The 23,480-nt window shown below is 63.9% G+C and carries 25 protein-coding genes; 17 read left to right on the top strand and 8 right to left on the bottom strand.

The annotated features are described in order from the left end of the window. From HAP40_RS27655 to HAP40_RS27670, 4 genes are read left to right on the top strand one after another with little or no spacing between them, the layout of a single operon-like run. On the top strand, positions 1-738 hold the full coding sequence (locus HAP40_RS27655) for an ABC transporter permease (RefSeq protein ID WP_166814775.1): 738 nt from the start codon (positions 1-3) through the stop codon (positions 736-738). Beyond that, positions 728-1,468, top strand: coding sequence for an ABC transporter ATP-binding protein (locus tag HAP40_RS27660; RefSeq protein WP_166814774.1), 741 nt, complete (start codon positions 728-730; stop codon positions 1,466-1,468). The genes HAP40_RS27655 and HAP40_RS27660 overlap by 11 nt, the downstream gene beginning before the upstream one ends. A 48-nt stretch (positions 1,469-1,516) precedes the next feature. Beyond that, positions 1,517-2,311, top strand: coding sequence for a pentapeptide repeat-containing protein (locus tag HAP40_RS27665; RefSeq protein ID WP_166814773.1), 795 nt, complete (start codon positions 1,517-1,519; stop codon positions 2,309-2,311). Between the two features lie 26 nt (positions 2,312-2,337). Then, on the top strand, positions 2,338-2,685 hold the full coding sequence (locus HAP40_RS27670; protein ID WP_166819337.1) for a hypothetical protein: 348 nt from the start codon (positions 2,338-2,340) through the stop codon (positions 2,683-2,685). A gap of 21 nt (positions 2,686-2,706) precedes the next feature. On the opposite strand, the gene HAP40_RS27675 is transcribed toward HAP40_RS27670, so the two are convergent. From HAP40_RS27675 to HAP40_RS27695, 5 genes are all read right to left on the bottom strand, one after another. After that, positions 2,707-2,916, bottom strand: a complete 210-nt coding sequence (locus HAP40_RS27675; protein WP_166814772.1) for a hypothetical protein — start codon at positions 2,914-2,916, stop codon at positions 2,707-2,709. Positions 2,917-3,038: 122 nt separating this feature from the next. Further along, complete coding sequence (locus HAP40_RS27680) at positions 3,039-3,908, bottom strand: hypothetical protein (RefSeq protein ID WP_166814771.1); 870 nt, start codon at positions 3,906-3,908, stop codon at positions 3,039-3,041. 197 nt (positions 3,909-4,105) lie between these two features. Further along, entirely contained in the window at positions 4,106-4,186 is an 81-nt protein-coding gene (gene pqqA, locus HAP40_RS27685) for a pyrroloquinoline quinone precursor peptide PqqA (RefSeq protein ID WP_012029362.1), read from the bottom strand. A 224-nt stretch (positions 4,187-4,410) separates the two neighbouring features. Then, complete coding sequence (locus HAP40_RS27690; protein WP_166814770.1) at positions 4,411-4,734, bottom strand: hypothetical protein; 324 nt, start codon at positions 4,732-4,734, stop codon at positions 4,411-4,413. Positions 4,735-4,848: 114 nt separating this feature from the next. Next, entirely contained in the window at positions 4,849-5,241 is a 393-nt protein-coding gene (locus HAP40_RS27695; protein WP_166814769.1) for an EF-hand domain-containing protein, read from the bottom strand. A gap of 323 nt (positions 5,242-5,564) precedes the next feature. Between HAP40_RS27695 and HAP40_RS27700 the strand changes: the two genes are divergently transcribed. The 6 genes from HAP40_RS27700 to HAP40_RS27725 all read left to right on the top strand — a co-directional run bounded on the left by HAP40_RS27700 (position 5,565) and on the right by HAP40_RS27725 (position 11,339). After that, entirely contained in the window at positions 5,565-7,229 is a 1,665-nt protein-coding gene (locus HAP40_RS27700) for a methanol/ethanol family PQQ-dependent dehydrogenase (RefSeq protein WP_166814768.1), read from the top strand. Between the two features lie 11 nt (positions 7,230-7,240). Continuing rightward, positions 7,241-7,597 (top strand): c-type cytochrome, encoded by a 357-nt coding sequence (locus HAP40_RS27705; RefSeq protein WP_166814767.1) that lies wholly within the window; start codon positions 7,241-7,243, stop codon positions 7,595-7,597. Continuing rightward, positions 7,594-8,523, top strand: coding sequence for a substrate-binding periplasmic protein (locus HAP40_RS27710; protein WP_166814766.1), 930 nt, complete (start codon positions 7,594-7,596; stop codon positions 8,521-8,523). The genes HAP40_RS27705 and HAP40_RS27710 overlap by 4 nt, the downstream gene beginning before the upstream one ends. 39 nt (positions 8,524-8,562) lie before the next feature. After that, complete coding sequence (locus tag HAP40_RS27715; RefSeq protein WP_246741301.1) at positions 8,563-9,678, top strand: FUSC family protein; 1,116 nt, start codon at positions 8,563-8,565, stop codon at positions 9,676-9,678. A gap of 104 nt (positions 9,679-9,782) precedes the next feature. Then, positions 9,783-10,772: a Bug family tripartite tricarboxylate transporter substrate binding protein gene (locus tag HAP40_RS27720; protein WP_166814765.1), complete on the top strand. Its 990-nt coding sequence runs from the start codon at positions 9,783-9,785 to the stop codon at positions 10,770-10,772. Between the two features lie 141 nt (positions 10,773-10,913). After that, the gene (locus HAP40_RS27725; RefSeq protein ID WP_166814764.1) at positions 10,914-11,339 is read left to right on the top strand and encodes a hypothetical protein; all 426 of its coding nucleotides are present in this window, start codon (positions 10,914-10,916) and stop codon (positions 11,337-11,339) included. A 66-nt stretch (positions 11,340-11,405) separates the two neighbouring features. On the opposite strand, the gene HAP40_RS27730 is transcribed toward HAP40_RS27725, so the two are convergent. Beyond that, positions 11,406-12,374, bottom strand: a complete 969-nt coding sequence (locus tag HAP40_RS27730) for a helix-turn-helix domain-containing protein (protein WP_166814763.1) — start codon at positions 12,372-12,374, stop codon at positions 11,406-11,408. Between the two features lie 515 nt (positions 12,375-12,889). Between HAP40_RS27730 and xoxF5 the strand changes: the two genes are divergently transcribed. The 7 genes from xoxF5 to HAP40_RS27765 all read left to right on the top strand — a co-directional run bounded on the left by xoxF5 (position 12,890) and on the right by HAP40_RS27765 (position 20,773). After that, entirely contained in the window at positions 12,890-14,695 is a 1,806-nt protein-coding gene (gene xoxF5, locus HAP40_RS27735; protein WP_166814762.1) for a lanthanide-dependent methanol dehydrogenase XoxF5, read from the top strand. 112 nt (positions 14,696-14,807) lie between these two features. Beyond that, a complete protein-coding gene (locus HAP40_RS27740) occupies positions 14,808-15,299 on the top strand; it encodes a c-type cytochrome, methanol metabolism-related (protein ID WP_166819335.1) in 492 nt (163 codons plus the stop codon). Between the two features lie 60 nt (positions 15,300-15,359). Next, positions 15,360-16,469: an S-(hydroxymethyl)glutathione dehydrogenase/class III alcohol dehydrogenase gene (locus HAP40_RS27745; RefSeq protein WP_166814761.1), complete on the top strand. Its 1,110-nt coding sequence runs from the start codon at positions 15,360-15,362 to the stop codon at positions 16,467-16,469. 32 nt (positions 16,470-16,501) lie between these two features. Continuing rightward, positions 16,502-17,065, top strand: a complete 564-nt coding sequence (gene gfa, locus HAP40_RS27750; protein WP_166814760.1) for an S-(hydroxymethyl)glutathione synthase — start codon at positions 16,502-16,504, stop codon at positions 17,063-17,065. Positions 17,066-17,695: 630 nt separating this feature from the next. Beyond that, positions 17,696-18,148, top strand: coding sequence for a (2Fe-2S)-binding protein (locus HAP40_RS27755; protein WP_166814759.1), 453 nt, complete (start codon positions 17,696-17,698; stop codon positions 18,146-18,148). A gap of 1 nt (position 18,149) precedes the next feature. After that, on the top strand, positions 18,150-20,462 hold the full coding sequence (locus tag HAP40_RS27760; RefSeq protein ID WP_166814758.1) for a xanthine dehydrogenase family protein molybdopterin-binding subunit: 2,313 nt from the start codon (positions 18,150-18,152) through the stop codon (positions 20,460-20,462). 53 nt (positions 20,463-20,515) lie between these two features. Continuing rightward, the gene (locus HAP40_RS27765; protein WP_166814757.1) at positions 20,516-20,773 is read left to right on the top strand and encodes a hypothetical protein; all 258 of its coding nucleotides are present in this window, start codon (positions 20,516-20,518) and stop codon (positions 20,771-20,773) included. A gap of 107 nt (positions 20,774-20,880) precedes the next feature. On the opposite strand, the gene HAP40_RS27770 is transcribed toward HAP40_RS27765, so the two are convergent. Both HAP40_RS27770 and HAP40_RS27775 read right to left on the bottom strand, forming a co-directional pair. Beyond that, positions 20,881-22,605, bottom strand: a complete 1,725-nt coding sequence (locus tag HAP40_RS27770) for a methanol/ethanol family PQQ-dependent dehydrogenase (protein ID WP_166814756.1) — start codon at positions 22,603-22,605, stop codon at positions 20,881-20,883. A gap of 117 nt (positions 22,606-22,722) precedes the next feature. Next, positions 22,723-23,376 (bottom strand): ubiquinol-cytochrome c reductase iron-sulfur subunit, encoded by a 654-nt coding sequence (locus HAP40_RS27775; RefSeq protein WP_166814755.1) that lies wholly within the window; start codon positions 23,374-23,376, stop codon positions 22,723-22,725. Positions 23,377-23,480: the final 104 nt, after the last annotated feature.

Raw genomic sequence — 23,480 nt, forward strand, 5'->3', positions numbered from 1 at the left:
TTGCTGCGACTTCTCTCGTTCGCCCTACTCCTCGCAACCTGGTGGATCGCCGCGCTGTTCGTCGGCGGCGCAAAGCTGCCCTCCCCGCCGGCCGTGCTCCAGGTGATGATCGCGGAAGCTTCATCGGGCGCGCTCTTCCTGCATCTCGGAGCCACGCTGGCGCGCGTGGCGCTGGCCTTCACATTGGCGATGTCGCTCGGCAGCGCCATCGGCTATCTGATGGGACGGGTCAAGCTTGCCGACCGGCTCGGTGATCCCTGGCTGATCCTGCTACTCAATCTGCCCGCCCTGGTCGTGATCGTGCTGGCCTATATCTGGGCTGGCCTCACCGAGGCCGCCGCGATCGCGGCGATCGCCATCAACAAGCTGCCGACCGCCATCGTCACCTTGCGCGAGGGCACCCGCGCGCTCGACCGCTCGCTCGACGAGATGGCGAGCGTGTTCGCGATGCCGCGCTGGCGCGCCTTCCGCCATGTCGTGCTGCCGCAGCTCGCGCCGTATATTGCGGCCTCCGCCCGCTCCGGCCTGTCGCTGGTGTGGAAGATCGTACTGGTCGCCGAGCTCCTGGGACGCCCGAACGGCGTCGGCTTCGAGATCGGCGTCGCCTTCCAGCTGTTCGACACGCCGCGGCTGCTCGCCTATTCGCTGACATTTGCCGCCGTCGTGCTTGTCATAGAAACCTTGCTGGTGCAGCCGTTCGAAGCCCGCGCAACACGGTGGCGCCCCCGTGCGGCTTGAGGTCGAGATCACGGGCAAGACGTTCAGGAGCGCCGCGGGCGGAACGCACGAGGTGCTGGCTCCGGTCAAATTCGCGCTCCAATCTGGCGAGGTCGGCGTGCTGATCGGTCCCTCCGGCTGCGGCAAGAGCACCATGCTGCGCATCATCCTCGGGCTCGATCATGAATTCCAGGGACACGTCGCACGCCCGCCGCAGGCCCGGATCGGCATGGTGTTCCAGGAGCCGCGGCTGCTGCCGTGGCGCTCGGTCGAGCAGAACGTGCGGTTGGCTGCCCCTGACGTCACCGATGCCAAGCTTGCCGAGCTGTTCAGGATCCTGGAGCTGGAGGCGCATCGCGACCACTTCCCCGGCGAACTGTCGCTGGGCCTTGCCCGGCGCGTGGCACTGGCTCGCGCCTTCGCGGTCGAGCCCGATCTGCTGGTGCTCGACGAGCCTCTCGCCTCGCTCGACGACGCGCTCGCCGGCCGCCTGCGCGACGAGATCGCGACGTTGGTGGCGAGCCGTCCGGTGATGACGCTGCTCGTCACCCATAGCCTCGACGATGCGATCCGGCTCGGTGACCGCCTGATCTTCCTGTCGCCACGGCCGGCTCGCATCCTGCAGGAAGTGCCGATCGCCATTCCGCGCGACGCACGCGGCGAGGCTGAGATTGCGGCGATCAAGGCCGGGCTTGCGCGGCGCGTCCAGGCGGACCAAGGCGACGACGGCACCGGGCGGGATGCCTCATAGGCAATCGCGCAAGGCGCGTGCTAGATTGGGGCGCAGCGGAGTCTGCTGATGACGCGAACGATCGCCCTGACGGCGCTTGGCCTTGCTCTGCTCGCGACAACGGCGCGCGCGCAGGACATGATGCGCGATCTCGATCTGACGTCACCCGCCATGGTCTCTGCCGAGATGAGCCGGCAGGAGCTCGAGGCCGCGCTGGCCAAAGCGAGCGCCGGCGCACCCGCCGATTTGACCGGCAAGCGCTTATCGGGGCTCGATCTCGGTGGTCTCGACCTGACCAACGCAATTCTCCGTGCGGCACGGCTCAACAAGACGAAACTCGCCGGCGCCCGGCTTGATGGGGCGATCCTCGATCAGGCGTGGCTGCTGGATGCAGACCTCACGGGCGCGAGCCTGAAGGGCGCCAGTTTGTTCGCGTCACAGATGGCACGTGCACGCCTCGACGGCGCCGATCTGACCGGTGCGCGCATCACTGCAGATCTCACCGGCGCGAGCATGGTCGGCACGTCGATCGCGGATGCGCATCTCGGTGCCGACATGCGCAACCAGTCGATGGGACTGATGCGCGCGGTGCTGAGATCCGCCAATCTGGAAAGGCTGAACGCGCGCAACGCCGATTTGTCGCGCGTCGACCTCGAATTCGCGGTCCTCAGGGGCGCCGACCTGAGCGGTGCATCGCTGAAGAATGCCCAACTCGGTGGGGCCGATCTGACCGGCGCCATCGTCATCGACGCCGATTTCGATGGCGCTGATCTCGTCTCGGCGAAGCTGATCGCACCGAACGGCCTTGACCGCGCCAAGAATTTCGACAAGGCAAAGAACCGCGAACGCCTGATCAGGGAATGAAGGCGCGCCTTTGGGAGGACTGGCTGATGCGTGGGGTTCTGGCTTTGATCGCGTTGTTGACGCTTGCCGGCGAAGCCGCCGCGCAGACCAAGGGCAAGGGCATCCGGCTCTGGAATCTGACGGCGGAGACGATCTCGGGTTTCCAGCTCTCGCCGGCCGGCAAGACCGACTGGGGCCCGAACCAATGCCTGAACGACAAGGACAAGGAAGTCGACCACGACGAGCGGCTGCGCATCATCGGCGTCGAGCCTGGCCGCTACGATGCCAAGGTCAGCTATCCCAACGCGCGGCAGTGTATTGTCCGCGACATCGAGATCAGGGCGGATGCGGTGTTCTCGATCGCCGACAAGGATCTGAAGGACTGCACCAAGTAGCGCGGCGGCTGTCCGCCGGCGTTAAGCCTTGTCGTTCGGGTGCGGGTATTCGCAGCGCCAGCGCACCGCATGCCACTTCGGGTGTTCGCCGACCCATTGCGCGATATAGGGCGGCGCGGCCATCGCGCATTGCCGCGGCGACCCCGAATAGTTGAACATCAGATGCTGCTCCTCGCAGGTCGCAGGCGAGAGCACCGCACACACAGTCACCACCAGGTCAATCGGGTTCATGCCGGGATCCTCTCGCAGCGGCCGATGGAGATTAGCACGAAAGGTTACGTTGCAAGGAGGAAGAAGTTTCAATCATGCGGGCGCATGGGGCCCCTCTCGCCCGAGGAACAGGCGATCCAGAGCTAGAAATTGACCCCGAACACCAATCTGGCCTGATGGCGCTCGAAATTGACGAGGTCGAGATGGGCGGATGAACCGGCCGGCTGTCCCCAGGCCTGCATGCTCCAGCTCAAGGTCAGCCGCGAGCGCTCGGAAAGCTGGACATAGGCGGTGGGGCCGACGAACAGGGCCTGGCCGGAAAACTCGCCGAGGCCGATGCCTTCGTATTGGCGAAAATAACGCATCTCCCCGCCGAGCAGCACATTGGGCCGTACGCGTACCAGGCCGGCGAACGCTGCGCCGATCGTCGAGCTCTTCTCGGACAAGCCCGCCATCTCGAAGCGCGCCCATTCCGGCTGATAGATCAAATTGAGCGCCGCGATGGCGAAGTTCGGAACGAGCTCGCGGTCGAAGGCGAGCGTGAACTCGGTGCCGTACATCCGTCCCTTCGCCCCGCTGGTCTCGTCGATGCGGTTGCCGTGGAGCTCTGCGGCGACGGTCAGGCCGAATGGCGCCTGCTCGCGGTTGAGCAGGCGATAGCGCAGGTCGAGCGAGGCGCCCTGGAAGTTGACCTGGCGGCGGTCGTCGATGTCGGGGACGCCGGTGATGTCGTGCAGGCTGGCGGTCGCGCCGAGCTCGACGCGAAGATTCGGCAGCGGCACCACCTCGATCTCGACCTCGTGCTCGAGGGCGCGATACGTGCCGCCGCCCTTGCCGAAGCTCCCCGTCGTCTGGGTCTCAAACTCGCGCTCGCCGACATTGCCGATATCGGTACCGATCATGAAGCCGAAGATGTGCTCGGTATCGAAGCCCTCCTCGGCACTGACACACGCCGGTGCGAGCGCGGCCATGCACGCAATCGCCACCCCGAATCTGCGAGCCCCGCCGCGCATTCCCTGCCCCGAACGCGTGCGTCACCTGATGCGACGCTGACCAGGGATCAGCGTAACACACTGCCGCAGAACGCGATCCAGATTCTGATGAGAGAGGATTGAAGCCGCCCACATGTAGCTTGCGCTGGCAGGCGATGGTCCGACACTGCCACGGCTTCGGCGGCGTTTGCCGTCGAAGCCGCGGCAGGTCGTCAGTCTTACTTGCGCGCAGCGCAGGCGTACATGTTGATTTCCATGCCGACCGGCACTTCCACGATCTTCGGAGCTTTCCAAGCCATTCGGGGTCTCCCAAGGTATTGAGCGCGATATCGCGCGGGGCAAAACCTAGGGCTGTGCCCCCTGCAGTTCAAGCGCCGATTCGAATGCCGAACGCGTCTGTGTCGATTCTTCGCGGCCGCACTTCTCTCTCGGACAAGGCCAGTTCGCTCTTGGTCAAGCACGGAGCTGAACGACGCGACCTTGCCCGGCACACCACGTTCGAACCGGCACGACTTGCGCCGCGTCAGCAGTCCTTGCCTGCCGTTTGCGTGTTGGGCTTGGCACCTCCCGCGCTATCCGCCGCGGTTGGCTGGCTCTGCATCTGCCGCTGGGCATCCTCCGACGAGGCAGCCGCGCCGCTGCTGGCGCGATTCATCGTGCTGGTCGGCGGATGCTGACCGGTTTCGCTCGATGAGCTCTGTGGCTGCGCCGAGCCAACGGTGACCGGACCAGAGCCGGCATCCTTGTCGGTGCTGGCGCTACCGGTGTTGCACGGGCCGGCGACGGCGACGCCCGCGCTCAACGTTAGAATCGTGCAGGCAGCAAGAACGGAACGTTTCGTGTTCATCTGCTTCTCCTCTTCTCCCGCCGCGCTGCCCCGGCGCCGAGCAGGACTCGCGAGGAGAACAGGCCGAGCAGCCCGATGTTCCTGTCGGAACCAGGTTCCTGGCAGCTGACAGGTTCAGCGCAGCAGCCGGACCAGCGCACGGCCCGCCCGCGCGTTCAGCTCTTTTGCATCGAGCGTCCCGTCCTTGTCCGGATTGGCCGCATTGAAGCGCTGCTCCACCACGGCCAGGTATTCGTCGAGCGTGAGGGTCCCGTCGCGATCAGGATCGGCGGCGGCTAGCTCCTTCGCCGACAACCGCCCGCGCAACTCGCGCGCATCGAGGGTGCCGTCGCGATCGGGGTCGAGCTTGGCGAACATTGCGCTGGCCGCCTTCTTCACCTCGGCAAGATCGAGCGTGCCGTCATTGTCGGTATCGAACATCTTGACGGCATTGCCGGATGCCGCGACGGCCGGACCGGACAAGAATCCAATGGTGAACGCAAGTGCAATCGAGCGACGTAACATCATCGAAACCTCCTGAGAAACGCGATACGAACGGGATCGAACCAACATAAGTCCACAAACGAGCTCCGGTTCAAGCCGGAAATTACAACCTGCGCGCGCTACAACTCGCGGAACCCTGCCGGCGCCAAACGAGCGTGCCTCGCGTCGCGGAATTTTTCCAGCGTCTGCGCACAAGTGCGAGCGCGTTGTAAGGTTTCCGTCAGGTGAGCGGCACCTGGCGTTCAACATATAAGCATCGCACTTACGACTTTCGTATTGACGGGTTTTGCATTCGGGCGGAGTGTTGCTCCCGCAGCGTCAAAAGGCGCGCATATTGGGAGGAACGGATGAAACGCTTTGCGATGGCCGCGAGCCTCGTCATGCTTGCGTCGACTTGTGCAAGCGCGCAGACCACCGAGCAGCTGGTCAAGGGCGCGACCGATACATCGAACGTTCTCAACTACGGGATGGGCTACAATCTTCAGCGCTTCTCGACGCTGAACCAGATCAACAAGGACACCGTCAAGAACCTCGTCCCGGTCTGGAACTACTCCTTCAATGACGATCGCAGCGAGGAGTCCCAACCCATAGTTTATCAGGGCGTGCTCTACGTGACCACGCACAATGCGACCATGGCGGTGGACGTCAAAACCGGCAAGCAGATCTGGAAGAGCAAGATCGAATATCCCGCCGAGACGCCCCGAATCGTCTGCTGCGGCATCATCAATCGCGGTGTCGCGATCCACGAAGGCAAATTATTCCGTACGACGCTCGATGCCAACGTGATTGCGATCGACGCGAAAACCGGCAAGGAGCTATGGCGGCAGAAGGCGGCCGACATCAAGGAAGGCTATTCCATGACGGTGGCCCCGCTGGTCGCCGAGGGCGTGGTCATCACCGGCATCTCCGGCGCCGAGTTCGGCACCCGCGGCTTCATCGACGGCTGGGATCCGGCGACCGGCAAGCATCTGTGGCGCACCCATTCGATCCCCTCGCCGGACGAGCCCGGCGGCGACACCTGGAAGGGCGACACCTGGAAGCTCGGCGGCGGCTCGACCTGGATCACCGGCTCGTATGACCCCGAGCTGAACACGGTCTATTGGGGCATCGGTAACCCCGGCCCGTTCAACTCGGCGGTGCGTCCGGGCGACAATCTCTACACCTGCTCTGTGCTGGCGATGGATCCCAAGACCGGCAAGATCAAGTGGCACTACCAGTTCTCGCCGAACAATCCGTTCGACTACGACGCGGTGGCCGAGATGGTGCTCGCCGATGTGAACGTCGAGGGTAAGCCGACCAAGGCGCTGATGAATGCCAACCGCAACGGCTTCTTCTACGTGCTCGACCGCACCAACGGCAAGCTGCTCGCGGCCAACCCCTACGTGAAGGTCAACTGGGCGACCGGTATCGACATGAAGACGGGACGTCCGATCGAAACCGACGTGTCGAAGGATGCGCGCGAGGGCAAGAAGGTCGTCGTCTATCCGTCGATCCTCGGCGGCAAGAACTGGGAGCCGATGTCGTTCAACCCGCAAACCGGCCTTGCCTATGCCAACACGCTCGCCTTCGGCGGCAGGTACAAGACCGAGCCCGTCACCTACAAGCAGGGTGAATGGTATCTCGGCATGGACCTGACCGACCTCTGGGAGTACGGCGACGGGCCGCGCGGTCATCTCAAGGCCATCGACCCCATGACCGGCAAATCGAAGTGGGAAGCGCCGAGCGACATTCCGCGCTTCTCGGGCGTGCTGTCGACGGCCGGAGGCGTCGTGTTCTCGGGCGCGCTAACCGGCGAGTTCGAGGCCTTCGACGCCGACACCGGCAAGAAGCTCTGGCAGTTCCAGACCGGCTCCGGCATCGAGGGACAGCCGGTCACCTGGCAGCAGGACGGCGTGCAGTACGTCGCCGTGACGAGCGGCTATGGCGGCGTCTACTCGCTGTTCTCCGGCGACGAGCGGTTGGCTCAGGTGCCACCCGGCGGTTCGCTGTGGGTCTTTGCGGTCAAGAAGTAACCACAGGCACGATGCTGAAAGAAACATCTCACAAGACGGCGGCGATGCTCGCCGCCGTCGCGGTACTGACGGTCGCGCTTGCGGCGACCGTTCGTGCCGCGGACGACGCCACCGGCAATTCCATGCAGGCGCAGATCGACCACGGAAAATCGACCTACGCCTCGAAATGCTCGCACTGCCACGGCCCCAATCTGATGAACTCCGGCACCATCACGCCGGACCTGCGCGCCATCCCCGACGACAAGACGCGCTTCGTCACCACGGTGAAGAACGGCAAGAACAACAAGATGCCGCCCTGGGCGGACATCCTCAGCGACGACGAGATCGGGAATCTCTGGGCCTTCGTCTCCAGCCGGAGAAAGCCATGAGACGCTCGCTCGCCGCCTGGAGCGCTGCCGCGATCCTCATGGCAGCGCCTCTTGTCGCGCGCGCGGCCGAGGAACCGCTGAGGATCTGTCTCGACGAGGACCGGCCGCCGCTGTCAGTGCATCAAAAGGGCAAGGCGGCTGCAGGCTTCGACGTGCTGCTGGCGCAGGCGGTTGCCGAGCGCCTGCGGCGGCCGCTGACGATCCAGTGGTTCGAGAGCAAGCTCGATGAAGATTCCAGCCCACAGCTCGAGGCCAATGCGCTGCTCTCGGACGGCCGCTGCGCGCTGGTCGGCGGTTATGCGCTGACGACGGATTCTCTCGTCAAGCCCGGCATGAAGACGGCGCGGCTGCCCGATTTCGCCGGGGCCAAGCGCGAGGACCGGCGTCGCCGCGTCGAACTCGGCGTACTCGCGCCGAGCCAGCCCTATGTTTACTCGCCGATGACGGTGGTGCTCGGGCCGAAGGCGAAGGGCCGCAAGATCGGCGACATCGGCGATCTCGCCGGACTGCGCCTCGTCATCGAAAGCGGCTCACTCGGCGATGCCATCCTGATGACCTTCGACAAAGGGCGCCTGATCGACAACATCACCCATCTCGTGCCCGGCCGCGACGACCTCTTCGGCGCGCTCCAGCGCGGCGACTATGACGCGACGCTGATCGACCTTGCGCGCCTCGATGCCCATCGCGCCGCCCAGCCTGATACGGCAATCACCGCGTCCGGCTATTACTATCCGATCGGCGCCAATCGCGGCTATGTCGGGCTTGCCAGCGATCCAGCACTGATCGAGGCCGTGAACATGGCGCTGGGCCAGCTTGCCGCCGAAGGCAAGATCGCCGAACTCGGCAAGCAGGCCGGCCTCACCTATCTGCCGCCACGCGAGCCCGCCATCCTCGGCGATGTCTGGATGAAGATCATTCAGCGGTGAGATTTCGTCATTCCGGGGCGTCGGCAGGGCGACCCCGGAATGACGATGCGGTTGGCGGCGGAACACAACGGCCTCGACTGGCCTAGCGGCGCCACGAACCGTATGATGCCGGCGTTTCATTCGACCTTCGGTGCCATCTTGAACGCCCCGTTCGCCGCCGGCTTGCGCGACGTCCTCTCTCGCGAAATCAAGACCGGCGAGCTCCTGCGGGCGCTGATCGTCGTTGGCCCGCTTGTCGCCGCCTATTTCGCTTCACGCGAGACGGCGCTGCTCAATCTCGGACTGATCGCGGTCTCGCTGCTGATTCCCGCGCTCAGGCTGCAGCTGGCCCCGAAAGTGATCGCCTGGCATTACCTGGCCATTCTCGTCACCTTTGCCGTTCTCTTCCTCGCAACCCCCGTCAAGCCGCTATTCGTGGTGCTGACGGCATTTGCCGGCTTTCTTGCCGTGGCAGTGACGCGCTATGGCGAACATTTCCGCACGCTCGGCAATTGGGTGTTCATCCCCGCCGTTTATCTGGCCTGCGAGGTGCGCGAGGGCGTGAGCGCCGCGGAAGCATGGCGTCACGCCGGAATGATGCTCCTGTCGTCGCCGATCGCGCTGGCGCTGGTCTGCGCCATCCGGATTTCCGACCAGCGGCGATGCGGCGGTGGCGCTGCGGCATCGTTCGGCCTGTCCGCGGCCGAGTGGTTTGTGCCGGCAAGCGCGACCGCCATGGCGGTGTTCGCCGCGGCGGCGCTGGTCGAGATCTTCGATCTCGCTCAGGGGCAATGGGTGATGTGGTCGGCGGCAAGCGTGATCGTCGGTGACCTTTCCGCGTCGACCGGCAAGCTGAAGCAGCGCGCGATCGGCGCGCTCGTCGGCGTGCCGCTCGGCTTCCTCGCCGGCATCGCGCTGCCGCAAAGCCGGGTCGGTTACGCGCTCGCAGTGCTCGCGGCCACGCTCACCCTGATCTCGTTCTCCCGCTACGTCGTCGGCTTTGGCTTGCGCTGCTTCTTCATTGCGCTCGCCGCCTCCTGTGCCGGCGGCGCCAGCGGCATCGCGGAGGAGCGTGTCGCCAACGTGCTGATCGGCGGCACCTTCGGCCTCGTTGCGGTGGCCCTGACCGAGATCGTCTGGCTGCGAATCATGCGGAAGGCGCGACCGCCCGGATGAGGCGAACACGACGCCGTCCGTCCAATGCGCCAATCTGTCTCGCCTGTCGACCATGGCAGAGACGGCTCGATGCAGTACCCTCGGCACGAACCGGGGAGGAAACCATGTCTGCAAAGCTCGATCGCCGCCGCTTCGTCGCCGCCGGGACCAGCGCGCTCGCGATGCCTTTCGTCGCGCGCGGCGCCTCAGCGCAGGCTGCGTGGCCGTCGCGGCAGATCCGCATGATTTGCAGCTATCCCGCCGGCGGACAGACCGACCTCTTGGCACGCGCCTATGGCGAATTCATCGCCAAGCAGGTCGGCAAGACCGTTGTTGTCGAGAACAAGCCCGGCGCCTCCGGCGCGATCGGCACGGCAGAAGTCGCCCGCGCCGAGCCCGACGGACACACCATGTTGTGCTCGATCTCGACCACCTACATCATGAACCGCGTGGTCGTTAAGAATCCCGGCTACGACATGGACCGGGATCTGACCCTCGTCAGCGTCATTCCCGGCGCCGGCCTGTTGCTGGTGGCGAACCCGAAAACCGGCGTCAAGACGCTGGAGGATTTCGTCGCCTTCGCGCGCAAGAGCGGCAAGGTGAACTTCGGCACCTACAGCGCGGGCTCGGCTCCCCACATGACGATCAGCGAGCTCAACAAGCAATACGGCCTTTCGATCGAGCCGGTCCATTACCGCGGCGAAGCCCCGATGTGGACAGGGATGCTGGAGGGCACCCTCGATGCCGCGATGGGCAGCTTTACTGCCGCACAATCCGTCCTGCAAAGCGATCGCGGCACCGTGTTCGCCGTGCATTCCAAGAAGGTCGGCGCGATTCCCAATGTCAAGACGCTCCCCGAGCAGGGCGCGACGTCGAAATTCTTCACCGTGAGCGGCTTCTCCGGCTGGGCGGTGCCGAAGGCGACGCCGCAGCCGATCGTCGACCGTCTTGCCGAGCTCTGCGTCGCAGCCAACAACGATGCGAAGGTCAAGGAAGTCCTCGCCACTTTCGTGCTCGAGCCTGCGATCGGTTTCAAGGAAACCAACGAGCTGTATCAGCGCGAGCTGCCGATCTGGATCGAGAGCGCAAAGTCGCTCGGTCTCGAGCCAGCCTGACCTCGAGGCACGGCGCAACGCGCCGGTCTGCTTCGCGGCCCGGTGTCCGACCAAAGCCTAGTGTCGAACACGCATTTTCCCGCTATGATTGTGCGATCCCTGCCGGAGCTCCGGCCGGCGCGGACGGGAAAGGCCGAGCGCATGACACCAGATGCCGTCGCCGTCGCCGTGATGATCATCCTGCTCTTTCCGATGAGCTATTTCACGCTTGCCTCGCCCGCCTTTCTGCTGGTGCGGCTCGATATCCAACCCGTCGCCCAGCTGTTGCGCGGAATGTTCAACGCCCATTTTCTGGTGATGCGCGTCGCCGGCGTCATCGGGACGGTGGCTTTGCTGCTCGAAGGTCGCCTGATGGCCGCGATGGGTGTCGGCTTGATCGCAGCCATGGCGATCTGGGGGCGCGCCTGGTTCATGCGGCGGATGGATGACCAGCTCAGCGCGAGGGACGCCGGCGATGCTGAAGCCCCGCGGCGACTGCGCCGGCTGCACTGGAGCGGAATGCTGGGAAACGCGGTGCTGCTCGTCGTTCTCGTGGCCAGCATTCCCTACATGGCCGCGTCGGCTTGAGAGACATCGCGGCCGCCGGCACGTGACAAGGCCCCCCTGCCGGCGCCTCGGCCGCAGCGCGGCCGCCTAATGCTCGTCCGCGCTCGCCGCGCTCTGTTGCGCCTTGTGGATCGAAGACGGCACCACGCCGAAATATTTCCGGAACACGCGGCTGAAATGCGATGAGCTAGAGAAGCCCCAGGAAAACGCGACGTCGGTGATGGTCTTGCCGGCGTGAGCCTCGAGCTCCTGACGACAGTTCTGCAGACGCGCCTGCCAGATGTAGTCGCTCACCGTGGTGCCGCGCTCCGAGAACAGCATGTGCAGATAGCGCTTGGAGCAGCCGAGCTCGGCCGATATCTGGTCGATGCACAGGTCCGGATCGCGAAGGTGCTCGCGGATGAAGAACTGCGCGCGCACATACATCGCCTCGGGCCCGACACGATCGAACATCGTATCGGCCTCGCGCAGCGGCAGCAGCAGCAGGTCGATCAGCGAATCGGCAACGCCGACCGCGCTGTTCGCCGACAGCTTTGCCGCCTCGTCGAAGGTCGCGTGGACGAAATCATGGGCGATCCGCCCCGTCCCGGTCTTCGCCGACAATTTGCACGCAGGCATCCGCTGCGACGGAAATCCGCGGTCGCGCAGCAGCGCCTTGGGCACGATCACGACGTCATGGCGCGTGAAGGCGGGGCTGATGATCGAATGCGGGCACGAGACGTCATAGGCGATGATGTCGCCAGGATTGATTTCGATGTGGCGGCCTTCCTGCTCGAAATACGACACGCCATAGGTCTGGAAGTGGATCTTGATGTAGGGGTGTTCATTGCTCTTCGCCCGCGCCAGCGTGTGAGCGATGCGATGCTGGCTCACCTCGATCTGGCAGAGCTTCAGGCGCGAGACCGTGGTGTAGTCGATACGGCCCTCGAGCGAGGACGCCTCCAGCGGATCGACGTCGAAATACCCGCACAGGCTCGTCAGCCCGTCGATCCAACTCTGGATCTGCCGCTTCGGCGTCATTCCGGTGGTCGAGAGCGTGTGAATTGTGTCGGACATTAATCCAGCCGCTGGTTTGATCCGGAAATTCGACGCGAATCGCGACCAGCGCTGCCGGAGCCCTCAGCCGTGATTGCGTGACGTTTACCTCGAATTTGAGCGGTCTGTTGCAACGCGCACCATCGTTCCGTTGCCGCCCTTAAGGGTTAATCCTCCGCCTTAGTTGCACCGCCGTCAAGGGGAACCTGACCGTTGAAGACGGTCCAGAGGCAGCGCGGAAGCCGCTGAATTCGCTACCGCAAAATCAAAATCTTCGTATCCGTGCGCTGTCAAGCAAACCGGCTTCTCTCTTGGGCAAGTTTCCCGGTGACGAAGCGGTTAGGGATTGCGGGAGGAACAACAAGAACGGGCCGCTCCTGCACCGCGGACCCGTGGCTCTCATCAGGAGGAGGAAACAGGACAGCATCGTTTCTGGTCCCAAACGTGACCGCCCTGCACGAGCAGACGCCGGACGAGAAGCCCGGTGATTGAACAATGCTTCGGAAATAATAAACGAGACCAACGGAGGAATAACTATGCGCAAGGTGCTACTGGCGACCTATCTTGGCTCCGCGGCGGCTCTCGCCGTCGGCAGCGCTTCAGCCAATGACGAGCTGATCAAGATGTCGCAGAACCCGAAAGACTGGGTGATGCCGGCGGGCGACTACGCCAATACCCGCTATTCCAAGCTGAACCAGATCACCGCTCAGAACGTAGGGAAGCTTCAAGTTGCCTGGACCTTCTCGACCGGCGTGCTGCGTGGCCACGAAGGCGGCCCGCTGATCATCGGCAACATGATGTACGTCCACACCCCGTTCCCGAACAAGGTCTACGCTCTTGACCTTTCCAACGAGAACAAGATCGTCTGGAAGTACGAGCCGAAGCAGGACCCGAATGTCATCCCGGTGATGTGCTGCGATACCGTCAACCGCGGCCTGTCCTACGGAGACGGCAAGATCATCCTGCATCAGGCCGATACCAACCTCGTCGCACTCGACGCCAAGACGGGCAAGGTGGCCTGGTCGGCGACCAACGGCAATCCCGCGAAGGGCGAGACCGGTACGTCCGCCGCGCTGGTCGTCAAGGACAAGGTCCTGGTCGGCATCTCCGGCGGTGAATTCGGCGTGCAGTGTCACGTCACCGCTTACGACCTCAAGAGCGGCAAGCAGGTCTGGCGCGCCTTTTCCGAGGGTCCGGATGACCAGATCAAGTTGGACCCGGTCAAGACGACGGCGCTCGGCAAGCCGGTCGGACCCGACTCCAGCTTGAAAACCTGGCAGGGCGATCAGTGGAAGATCGGCGGCGGCTGCACCTGGGGCTGGATCTCCTACGATCCCGCTCTGAACCTGGTCTATTACGGCTCGGGCAACCCCTCGACCTGGAATCCCAAGCAGCGTCCGGGTGACAACAAATGGTCGATGACCATTTTCGCACGCGACGCAGACTCGGGCATGGCCAAGTGGGTCTACCAGATGACGCCCCACGACGAATGGGATTATGACGGCGTCAACGAGATGATCCTCACGGATCAGCCGATCAATGGCCAGCCTCGCAAGCTGCTGACCCATTTCGACCGCAACGGTCTCGCCTACACCATGGATCGTGAGAGCGGCGAACTGCTGGTCGCCGAGAAGTACGATCCGAAGGTGAACTGGACCTCCGGCGTCGACATGGACAAGAACTCGCCGACCTATGGCCGTCCGAAGGTGCTCGACGCAGCTTCGACCGACAAGGCGGGCGAGGACGTCAACGTGAAGGGCATCTGCCCGGCCGCGCTCGGCACCAAGGACGAGCAGCCGGCAGCCTACTCGCCGGACACGCAGCTGTTCTACGTTCCGACCAACCACGTCTGCATGGACTACGAGCCGTTCAAGGTGAGCTACACCGCGGGCCAGCCCTATGTGGGTGCGACGCTCTCGATGTATCCGCCCCAGGGTGAAAGCCATATGGGCAACTTCATCGCCTGGGACAACAAGACCGGCAAGATCGTCTGGTCGAACAAGGAGCAGTTCTCGGTCTGGTCGGGTGCGCTCGCAACCGCAGGCGGGGTGGTGTTCTACGGCACGCTCGAAGGCTACCTGAAGGCGGTCGATGCCAAGTCCGGCAAGGAGCTCTACAAGTTCAAGACTCCTTCGGGCATCATCGGCAACGTCACCACCTATGAGAACAATGGCAAGCAGTACGTTGCCGTGCTCTCCGGCGTGGGTGGCTGGGCCGGCATCGGTCTGGCGGCAGGTCTGACCGATCCGACCGCCGGTCTCGGCGCCGTCGGTGGCTACGCGGCCCTCAGCAACTACACGGCGCTCGGCGGTACGCTGACCGTGTTCGCGCTGCCGAACTAGGCCTCGCTCAGCATCGCTCCGGCGCGTGGATCAACTCCACGCGCCGGCTCGTCTCCCCCGGGCTCCTTCGAGGAAAACTCTCTTGCGTAAAATCTGCTCTGTCATAGCCACGATGATCTTTCTTGCGTCCGGAGGAAATGCGATCGCGGACGGTCCAGGCGACCCGACCGCCGTGAAGAAGGAAGACGACGGCAAGTGGCTCGATAAGGAAGGAAACCCCACCTACAAGATTTCGGCTGACGGCACCGTGGACTGGTTCACTTATTCCGGATACCGCCGCTATCACTCGGACTGCCACGTGTGCCACGGCCCCGATGGCATGGGATCGACCTACGCACCGGCGTTGAAGGATTCCATCAAGTCGATGAGCTATGGCGACTTCATCGGCGTGATCGCCTCCGGTCGCAAGAACGTTTCGACCGCGCAGGAGAACGTCATGCCGGCCTTCGGCGACAACCCGAACGTTGCCTGCTACATGGACGATCTCTACGTCTATCTGCGCGCCCGTTCCGACGAAGCCTGGGGCCGGCAGCGTCCCGCGAAAAAGGAAGAGAAGACACCTGCCTACACCAAGGCCGAAGACGCCTGCATGGGCAATAAATGAACGTTGCCAGGATTGCCGCGACGACATCCTGGCATCCTACGAGGATTTGAGGAGTTACCGATGAAGACACGTGCCGCCGTCGCTTTCGAAGCCAAGAAGCCGCTCGAGATTGTCGAGGTCGATCTGGAAGGACCGAAGGCTGGCGAAGTCCTGGTCGAGATCAAGGCCACGGGCATCTGCCATACCGACGCATATACGCTCGACGGCTTCGACAGCGAAGGAATCTTCCCATCGATCCTGGGCCATGAAGGCGCCGGCATCATCCGCGAGATCGGCCCCGGCGTGACGTCGGTGAAGCCGGGCGACCACGTCATCCCGCTCTACACGCCGGAATGCCGGCAATGCAAAAGCTGCCTCAGCCAGAAGACCAATCTCTGCACCGCGATCCGCGCGACGCAGGGCAAGGGCGTGATGCCTGATGGCACAAGCCGCTTCTCCTACAAGGGCAAGCCGATCTACCACTATATGGGCTGCTCGACCTTCTCGAACTTCACTGTTCTCCCTGAGATCGCCGTCGCCAAGATCCGCGAGGACGCGCCGTTCGACAAGAGCTGCTACATCGGCTGCGGCGTGACCACCGGCGTCGGCGCCGTCGTCAACACGGCGAAGGTCGAGCCGGGCTCCAACGTGGTCGTGTTCGGCCTCGGCGGCATCGGCCTCAACGTGATCCAGGGCGCCAAGATGGCGGGCGCCGACAAGATCATCGGCGTCGACATCAACGATTCCAAGGAAGACTGGGGCAAGCGGTTCGGCATGACCCACTTCGTCAACCCGAAGAAGGTCACCGGCGACATCGTCCAGCACCTCGTCGGCCTCACCGACGGCGGCGCCGACTACACTTTCGACTGCACCGGCAACACCACGGTGATGCGCCAGGCGCTGGAAGCCTGCCATCGCGGCTGGGGTACCTCGATCATCATCGGCGTCGCCGAGGCCGGCAAGGAGATCGCCACACGCCCGTTCCAGCTCGTCACCGGGCGCAACTGGCGCGGCACCGCTTTCGGCGGTGCGCGCGGCCGTACCGACGTGCCGAAGATCGTCGACTGGTACATGAACGGAAAGATCGAGATCGATCCGATGATCACCCACGTGCTCAAGCTCGATGAGATCAACAAGGGGTTTGACCTCATGCATGAGGGCAAATCCATCCGTTCCGTCGTCGTGTTCTAGGTCTCAGACATCACACCAAGGAGGATCGACCCATGACTGTTGCACTCCATCCATCGATCGACAACGGCCTCAAACAGGGCAGCGGCAGCTTTGCCGGCGGAACGCTGGTCTGCAAATGCAAGGATCATCCGGTCAAGGTCGGCATCAAGGGCGACGTCGCGCACAACCACGCCTGCGGCTGCACCAAGTGCTGGAAGCCGCAAGGAGCGACCTTCTCGGTCGTCGCCGTGGTACCCCGCCAGAACGTCAGCGTGCTTGAGAACGGCGACAAGCTTGAGATCGTCGATTCGTCGGCGGTGATCCAACGCTATGCCTGCAAGGCCTGCGGCACCCACATGTACGGCCGCATCGAGAACAAGGGCCATCCGTTCTACGGCCTCGACTTCATCCATCCCGAGCTGTTCCAGGAGCAAGGCTCGCAGGCGCCGCAATTCGCCGCCTTCGTTTCCTCGGTGATCGAATCGGGCGTGAAGCCGGAGCAGATGGCGGGCATCCGTTCGCGGCTGAAGGAGATCGGGCTGGAGCCCTATGACTGCTTGTCGCCGGCGCTGATGGACGCGATTGCGACCCACGTCGCGAAAGCCAAAGCCGCCTAAGGCCGCCTGGGCGGGGCCGTCGCGCCCTCGCCAAACCCGATCGGCTCGCTGGCGCCCACCACCGCCAGCGAGCCGGACCGGTCCCCCTGTCCCGGGACCATTGCGGCGATGCCGCCACGTCTGCACCACGCGTACATGAGGGCCATCAGCTCCTCAGTCCTGGTCTCTGAATGACTGCGCAGGACCGCCCGCCTCCTGCTTGAAGCTCGCGGTGCTTGCGTTTCTCCCTCCCTCGACTGAGGCATCCTGCTTCGTCCGTGCAGTGATCCTGGCGGACGAAGCCTTTTTGTTGGTTGGACCGCTTCGCAAGCTCGCGGCAGGAAGCTGCGCCCTGCTTTTGACAAACCATCGATGCAATCTTTTCCCGGTGAACACTCGGCTGTGAATGCCGGGCCGGAGCGATCTCTGCTACGATCGCGCCGTCACGATGCCGCGCGAAGTTCAATCAATTAAGAACAAGAACGGGGGAGGTATCGAGCACATCCAGACATCGCCATTGGCTTCCTGCCCCCTTTCGGGATTTGCCCGCGTGGGACGACGGCGGAATGCGGCGAGACGACGCACGAACCGTCGCCGACCGGCGTCGGCGCAATTTCAATTTGGCATGCTTATGAAGAGCGAGGGACGATCATGATCAAGGTGAAGATCAACGGCCAGGAACAGAGCTGGGACGGCGACCCGGACCTCCCGCTACTTTGGTTTCTGCGTGACGAGGCCGGGCTGACCGGCACTAAATATGGCTGCGGCCAGGCCCTGTGCGGCGCATGCACCGTTATCGTCGACAAGCAGGCCGTGCGCGCCTGCATCACGTCGATCAACGATGTCGCCGGCCGCGAGGTCACCACGATCGAAGGACTGCATCCGACCGGCGATCATCCGGTGCAGAAGGCCTGGCGGCAGGTCAACGTGCCGCAATGCGGCTTCTGCCAGGCCGGCCAGATCATGCAGGCTGCAGCCCTCCTGATGGACAACCCGAAACCGTCGCACGACCAGATTCGCGAAGGGATGGCCGGCAACATCTGCCGCTGCGGCTGCTACCAGCGCATCGAGAACGCCGTCCATCTCGCATCGACGGGAGTGTGACATGAATTTCATCGACAATCCCAGCAAGCTTCGCGGCTTCGAAAAGAACATCAGGGTGGAGAAGGTCTCGCGCCGCAGCATCCTGAAAGGCCTCGGCGTCACCGGCGGCTTCGTGCTCGCCGCGCCGGTGATGTCACGCCAGGCATTCGCCTATGAAACCGGTGCGGGAAAGATGCCGCATGGCGTCGTGGTCGATCCGCGCGTGTTCGTCTCGGTCGCCCTGGACGGCATCGTCACTATCGTCGGGCACCGTTCGGAAATGGGCACCGGCGTGCGCACCAGCCTGCCGTTGATCGTGGCCGAGGAGATGGAAGCCGACTGGTCCAGGGTCAAGGTTCAGCAGGCCCATGGCGACGAGGTCAAGTTCGGCAACCAGGACACTGACGGCTCGCGCAGCACGCGGCACTATCTGATCCCGATGCGGCAGATCGGCGCCTCCGCACGGACCATGCTGGAACAGGCCGCGGCAAAGCGCTGGGGCGTACCGGCCACCGAGGTCAAGGCGGTCAACCATGAGGTCGTCCACAGCGCCAGCGGGCGGAAGCTCGGCTTTGGCGAACTCGCTGCCGACGCCGCCAAGGAATCGGTGCCCAGCATCGAAGGCCTCAAGCTGAAGGACCCCAAGAACTTCCGCTATCTCGGCAAGGGCCAGGTCGGCATCGTCGATCTCCACGACATCACCACCGGCAAGGCGCATTACGGCGCCGACGTGCGGCTGCCCGGCATGAAATATGCCGTGATCGCCCGCCCGCCGGTGACCGGCGGCAAATTGGTCAAGTTCGAGCCCGAGGCAGCGCTGAAAGTGCCCGGCGTCGAGAAGGTGATGCAGGTGCGCGGCTGGCCGTGGCCGTCCAAGTTCCAGCCGCTCGGCGGCGTTGCTGTGATCGCGCGCAACACCGGCGCGGCGATCAAGGGCCGTGACGCGCTGAAGCTGACCTGGGACGACGGTCCCAACGGCAAATACGACTCCGTCGCCTATCGCAAGGAGCTCGAAGAGGCCTCGCGCAAGCCCGGCCTCGTCCTGCGCAAGGAGGGCGATGCGGACGCCGCCTTGAAGAGCGCCGACAAGGTCATTGTCGGCGAGTACTACGTTCCCCATCTCGCCCATGTTGCCATGGAGACGCCGGTGGCGGTCGCCGACGTCAAGGGCGACAAGGCGGAGATCTGGGCGCCGGTGCAAAGCCCCGGCGGCACCCGCGAGGACGTCGCCAAGACGCTCGGCATTCCCGAGGCCAACGTCACGGTCAACGTCACGCTGCTCGGCGGCGGATTCGGGCGCAAGTCGAAATGCGACTTTGCGCTCGAGGCCGCGCTGCTCTCGAAAGAGCTCGGCGCACCGGTGAAGGTGCAGTGGACGCGCGAGGACGACATCCATAACGGCTTCCTGCACACCGTCTCGGTCGAGCGGATCGAGGCCGGCCTCGACAAGAGCGGCAAGGTGGTCGCCTGGCGCCATCGCAGCGTGGCCCCCAGCATCGCCTCGACGTTCGCCGCCGGGACCGTACACCAGGCTCCGTTCGAGATCGGCATGGGCCTCGTCGACATGCCGTTCGAGATCGCCAACATCTCGTGTGAGAACCCGGAAGCCGCGGCGTTCACCCGCATCGGCTGGTTCCGCTCGGTCTCGAACATCCCGCGCGCCTTCGCGGTGCAATCGATGGTCGGCGAGATCGCGCAAGCGACCGGCCGCGACCAGAAGGAGACGCTGCTCGCGCTGATCGGAAGCCCGCGCATCGTCAAGCCGGAGGTGAAAGACCTCTGGAACTACGGCGAGCCCCAGGACAGCTACCCGATCGACACCGCGCGCTTGCGCAAGGTGGTCGAACTGGTCGCCGAGAAGGGTGAGTGGGGACGCAAGGTGCCAAAGGGCCACGGCCTTGGCATCGCAGTACACCGCAGCTTCGTCAGCTACATCGCGACCATCGTCGAAGTCGCAATCGACGACAAGGGCAAGCTGATGGTGCCGAGAGTCGATACGGCGATCGATTGCGGCACCTATGTCAACCCCGAGCGCATCGCCTCGCAGATCGAGGGCGCCGCGATCATGGGGCTCAGTCTCGCCAAATACGGCGAGATCACCTTCAAGGACGGCAAGGTCGAGCAGAAGAACTTCGACGACTTCCAGGTTGTCAGGATGGATGAATCTCCTGTTGTGACCAACGTCTACATCGTGCCGCCCGCATCAGATACCCCGCCGAGCGGCGTCGGCGAGCCCGGCGTTCCGCCGTTCGCGCCGGCGCTGATCAATGCGATCTTCGCGGCGACGGGAAAACGTATCCGCTCGCTTCCGATCGGAAAGCAATTGGAGGCCTAGACGGAACCCAAGCGGCCTCGCGCCGTTTCCATCGATCTGACAGGAGCAGATCGATGATCAACATCTCAAAGGCGCTCGCAGTCTCGCTGTCGGGCGCCTTTCTATTGACGGCCTCGGGCGCCTTCGCCCAAGGCAATACCGCCCCGCCGACCACGGCCACGCGCCCCACCGCGCCCGACCAGAACTCGCTGCCCAACGCCAATGCCGCGCCTCCTTCGACCAATCAGACGACGGGGCAGCACAATCCGGATCCGAAGATCCGCGAGATGAACCAGAAGGAAAAGGACAAGGTCGACAGGCACGGCAAGTAGGCGCGACGGCCAGCATAGCAAGGCATACGCAAGAATGCGGCGGACGTAACCGTCCGCCGCATCCGCCACCCCCCTGCTGCTCCGCCTCTTTCGATCCGCCCGCGGAGCTATTTCTTCAGCGCGAACACCCAGACGACGCCGCCCTGCGGCACATTGGCTTCGATGCCGATGTTGTTGGTCGCGAGTGCATCCTGAATACGCTGTGCGTCCACGCCCCAGCCCGACTGGATCGCGATGTACTGCGTGCCGTCGATCTCATAGGACACCGGCATGCCAACGATGCCGGAATTGGTCTTCTGTTCCCACAGAAGTTCGCCGGTCTTGGCGTGGAAGGCGCGGAAGTTGCGGTCGTTGGTTCCGCCGACGAAGACGAGATCGCCCGCCGTCGCCGTGACCGATCCGAACAGCTGCGACTTCGGGAAGTTGTGCTGCCAGACCTTCTTGCCTGTGGCGGGATCCCAGGCCTGGAGCTCGCCGAAATGATCCGCGCCCGGCTTTACCTTCAGACCGATATCCTCCGGCTTGGTGCCGAGCCAGAGCTCACCCGGTTTGAGAGGGACCTTCTCGCCGGTAAAGCCACCGCAGAAATTCTCGTTGGCAGGCACGTAGACGAGGCCGGTCCTCTGGCTGTAAGCCGCCGACGGCCAGTCCTTGCCGCCCCACAGCGACGGACAGAACTCGACGCGCTTGCCGATCACCGGCTTGTGCGCGGGATCCACGATCGGCTTGCCGGTCTCGTCGATGCCTTTCCAGACGTCGGTGAAGACGAACGGCCAACCCGCGACATAGTTGATCTTGGTGGGCGTCCGCTCGAGCACCCAGAAGATCGCGTCGCGTCCCGGATGGACCAGGCTCTTGATGGTGCGACCGTTGCGCTGCAGATCGATCAGCATCGGTGCCTCGACCTCATCCCAATCCCAGGAATCGTTCTGGTGGTACTGGTGATAGGCCTTGATCTTGCCGGTCTCGGGATCGAGCGCGAGCACCGACGCTGTGTAGAGATTGTCGCCGGGATGAGTCTCGCCAGGCCATGGCGCCGCGTTGCCGACGCCCCAATAGATCGTCTTGGTCTCCTTGTCGTAATTGCCGGTCATCCAGGCCGACCCACCGCCGTTCTTCCAGTCGTCGCCCTGCCAGGTGTCGTGACCGGGTTCGCCTTCGCCGGGGATGGTGTAGGTCCGCCACAGCTCCTTGCCGTCCTTGGCATCATAAGCAACGATGTATCCGCGCACGCCGAACTCGCCGCCGGAGCCGCCGACGATGACCTTGCCGTCGACGATCAACGGCATCAGGGTCAGGTACTGGCCCTTCCTGTAGTCCTGCACCTTGGTGTCCCACAGCACCTTGCCGGTCTTGGCATCGAGCGCGACCACGTGGTCGTCCGTGGTGGCGAGGTAGAGCTTGTCCTCCCACAGCCCGACGCCCCGGTTGGTCGGATGCAGCTGGAACAGATCGTCTGGCAATTGCCGCTTGTAGCGCCAATATTCGTCGCCGGTCTTCGCATTCAGCGCGATCACCTGCCCCATCGGGGTCGTCACGAACATCGCGCCATTGTTGACGATCGGTGGCGCCTGATGGCCTTCGACTACCCCGGTGGCAAAGGTCCAGACCGGTGTGAGGTTCTTCACGTTGGAGGTGTTGATCTGGTCGAGCGGGCTATAGCCCTGCCCGTCATAGGTGCGTCGGTAGAGCATCCAGTTGTTTGGCTCGGGATTCTCCAATCGCTGCGCGGTGACCGGAGAATAATTCTCGATCGGACCCGATACGGCGGCACTCGAGGCAAGACACGTGAAGGCGACGAAGCCGGACAGTAACCATTGCTTCCTGGTCATGGACGTTCCCCTTTTTCATCCGTTTGAATTCTTGTTGTGAATTCTTGTCGTTCGTCCCGTCGTCCGCCCCTCGGCGGATACGGCCTCTCGTGACGCGGGCAAGGCCCGCACCGTCCGTCATCCTGGCTGCGTGCCACCTACCTTTCCCATGAAATTGCCGGCGACGGTGAGCGAACCGTCAGCGAGCGCCAGCGGCAGCGCTGCGAGCCGTCGCGGCGCCGGCCCGAACACGACCTGCGCGCCCGCGCGGGGATCGAATTCGGAGTTGTGGCACATGCACTTGAACACCTCCTTGTCGCCGACATCGCTCTTCACCCAGGCGGTGACGGGGCATCCGGCATGCGAACAGATCGCGGAATAGGCGATGATGCCGTCAACCGCCCGCGCACGGGTTTTCTCGTCGAGGTCGGCGGGATCGAGCTTGATGATCAGGATCTCATTGAGCCGCGAGGCACTGCGCACGACCGATGTGTTGGGATCCTTCGGCCAGGCATGGAGCGGTGGTCCGCCGGCCTTGACGTCCGCCGCGGAGATGAGCTTCCCCTCCTGGTCGCCTTCCGAGAAGACGAGCACATCGCCCTTCTGGGGCCGTTCGTCGGAGCCGGGCGGATCCTCGCCCGCACGCGCCGGCGGCGAGCAGCCGAGGCAAGCGGTTGTCGCGAGTGCGCCGAGCAGCAGCGTTCGCCGCGTTTGCTCGATGCCCGCGTCGGCCTCAGGTTCCGCAATGTTATCGGATGGCGAAGGATGAACGTTGAACGGTGCGCTCGACATGCACATTAGCAGGCGCTGGAACTCTGCCGAAAACAAGGCGAAGAATTGGCGCCGCAGTGCATCAATATGGCTTTGCTCGCTTTGATTGCGCGAACATCAACGTG

The sequence above is a fragment of the Bradyrhizobium sp. 1(2017) genome (assembly GCF_011602485.2).
In the GTDB taxonomy this organism is placed as follows: domain Bacteria; phylum Pseudomonadota; class Alphaproteobacteria; order Rhizobiales; family Xanthobacteraceae; genus Bradyrhizobium.

What these genes read in the sequence shown, in the direction of transcription:
- HAP40_RS27665 (WP_166814773.1), top strand. Translation starts at nt 1,517, where the DNA reads ATGACGCGAACGATCGCCCTGACGGCGCTTGGCCTTGCTCTGCTCGCG.
- HAP40_RS27670 (WP_166819337.1), top strand. Translation starts at nt 2,338, where the DNA reads ATGCGTGGGGTTCTGGCTTTGATCGCGTTGTTGACGCTTGCCGGCGAA.
- HAP40_RS27675 (WP_166814772.1), bottom strand. Translation starts at nt 2,916, where the DNA reads ATGAACCCGATTGACCTGGTGGTGACTGTGTGTGCGGTGCTCTCGCCT.
- HAP40_RS27680 (WP_166814771.1), bottom strand. Translation starts at nt 3,908, where the DNA reads ATGCGCGGCGGGGCTCGCAGATTCGGGGTGGCGATTGCGTGCATGGCC.
- pqqA (WP_012029362.1), bottom strand. Translation starts at nt 4,186, where the DNA reads ATGGCTTGGAAAGCTCCGAAGATCGTGGAAGTGCCGGTCGGCATGGAA.
- HAP40_RS27690 (WP_166814770.1), bottom strand. Translation starts at nt 4,734, where the DNA reads ATGAACACGAAACGTTCCGTTCTTGCTGCCTGCACGATTCTAACGTTG.
- HAP40_RS27695 (WP_166814769.1), bottom strand. Translation starts at nt 5,241, where the DNA reads ATGATGTTACGTCGCTCGATTGCACTTGCGTTCACCATTGGATTCTTG.
- HAP40_RS27700 (WP_166814768.1), top strand. Translation starts at nt 5,565, where the DNA reads ATGAAACGCTTTGCGATGGCCGCGAGCCTCGTCATGCTTGCGTCGACT.
- HAP40_RS27705 (WP_166814767.1), top strand. Translation starts at nt 7,241, where the DNA reads ATGCTGAAAGAAACATCTCACAAGACGGCGGCGATGCTCGCCGCCGTC.
- HAP40_RS27710 (WP_166814766.1), top strand. Translation starts at nt 7,594, where the DNA reads ATGAGACGCTCGCTCGCCGCCTGGAGCGCTGCCGCGATCCTCATGGCA.
- HAP40_RS27715 (WP_246741301.1), top strand. Translation starts at nt 8,563, where the DNA reads ATGACGATGCGGTTGGCGGCGGAACACAACGGCCTCGACTGGCCTAGC.
- HAP40_RS27720 (WP_166814765.1), top strand. Translation starts at nt 9,783, where the DNA reads ATGTCTGCAAAGCTCGATCGCCGCCGCTTCGTCGCCGCCGGGACCAGC.
- HAP40_RS27725 (WP_166814764.1), top strand. Translation starts at nt 10,914, where the DNA reads ATGACACCAGATGCCGTCGCCGTCGCCGTGATGATCATCCTGCTCTTT.
- HAP40_RS27730 (WP_166814763.1), bottom strand. Translation starts at nt 12,374, where the DNA reads ATGTCCGACACAATTCACACGCTCTCGACCACCGGAATGACGCCGAAG.
- xoxF5 (WP_166814762.1), top strand. Translation starts at nt 12,890, where the DNA reads ATGCGCAAGGTGCTACTGGCGACCTATCTTGGCTCCGCGGCGGCTCTC.
- HAP40_RS27740 (WP_166819335.1), top strand. Translation starts at nt 14,808, where the DNA reads ATGATCTTTCTTGCGTCCGGAGGAAATGCGATCGCGGACGGTCCAGGC.
- HAP40_RS27745 (WP_166814761.1), top strand. Translation starts at nt 15,360, where the DNA reads ATGAAGACACGTGCCGCCGTCGCTTTCGAAGCCAAGAAGCCGCTCGAG.
- gfa (WP_166814760.1), top strand. Translation starts at nt 16,502, where the DNA reads ATGACTGTTGCACTCCATCCATCGATCGACAACGGCCTCAAACAGGGC.
- HAP40_RS27755 (WP_166814759.1), top strand. Translation starts at nt 17,696, where the DNA reads ATGATCAAGGTGAAGATCAACGGCCAGGAACAGAGCTGGGACGGCGAC.
- HAP40_RS27760 (WP_166814758.1), top strand. Translation starts at nt 18,150, where the DNA reads ATGAATTTCATCGACAATCCCAGCAAGCTTCGCGGCTTCGAAAAGAAC.
- HAP40_RS27765 (WP_166814757.1), top strand. Translation starts at nt 20,516, where the DNA reads ATGATCAACATCTCAAAGGCGCTCGCAGTCTCGCTGTCGGGCGCCTTT.
- HAP40_RS27770 (WP_166814756.1), bottom strand. Translation starts at nt 22,605, where the DNA reads ATGACCAGGAAGCAATGGTTACTGTCCGGCTTCGTCGCCTTCACGTGT.
- HAP40_RS27775 (WP_166814755.1), bottom strand. Translation starts at nt 23,376, where the DNA reads ATGTCGAGCGCACCGTTCAACGTTCATCCTTCGCCATCCGATAACATT.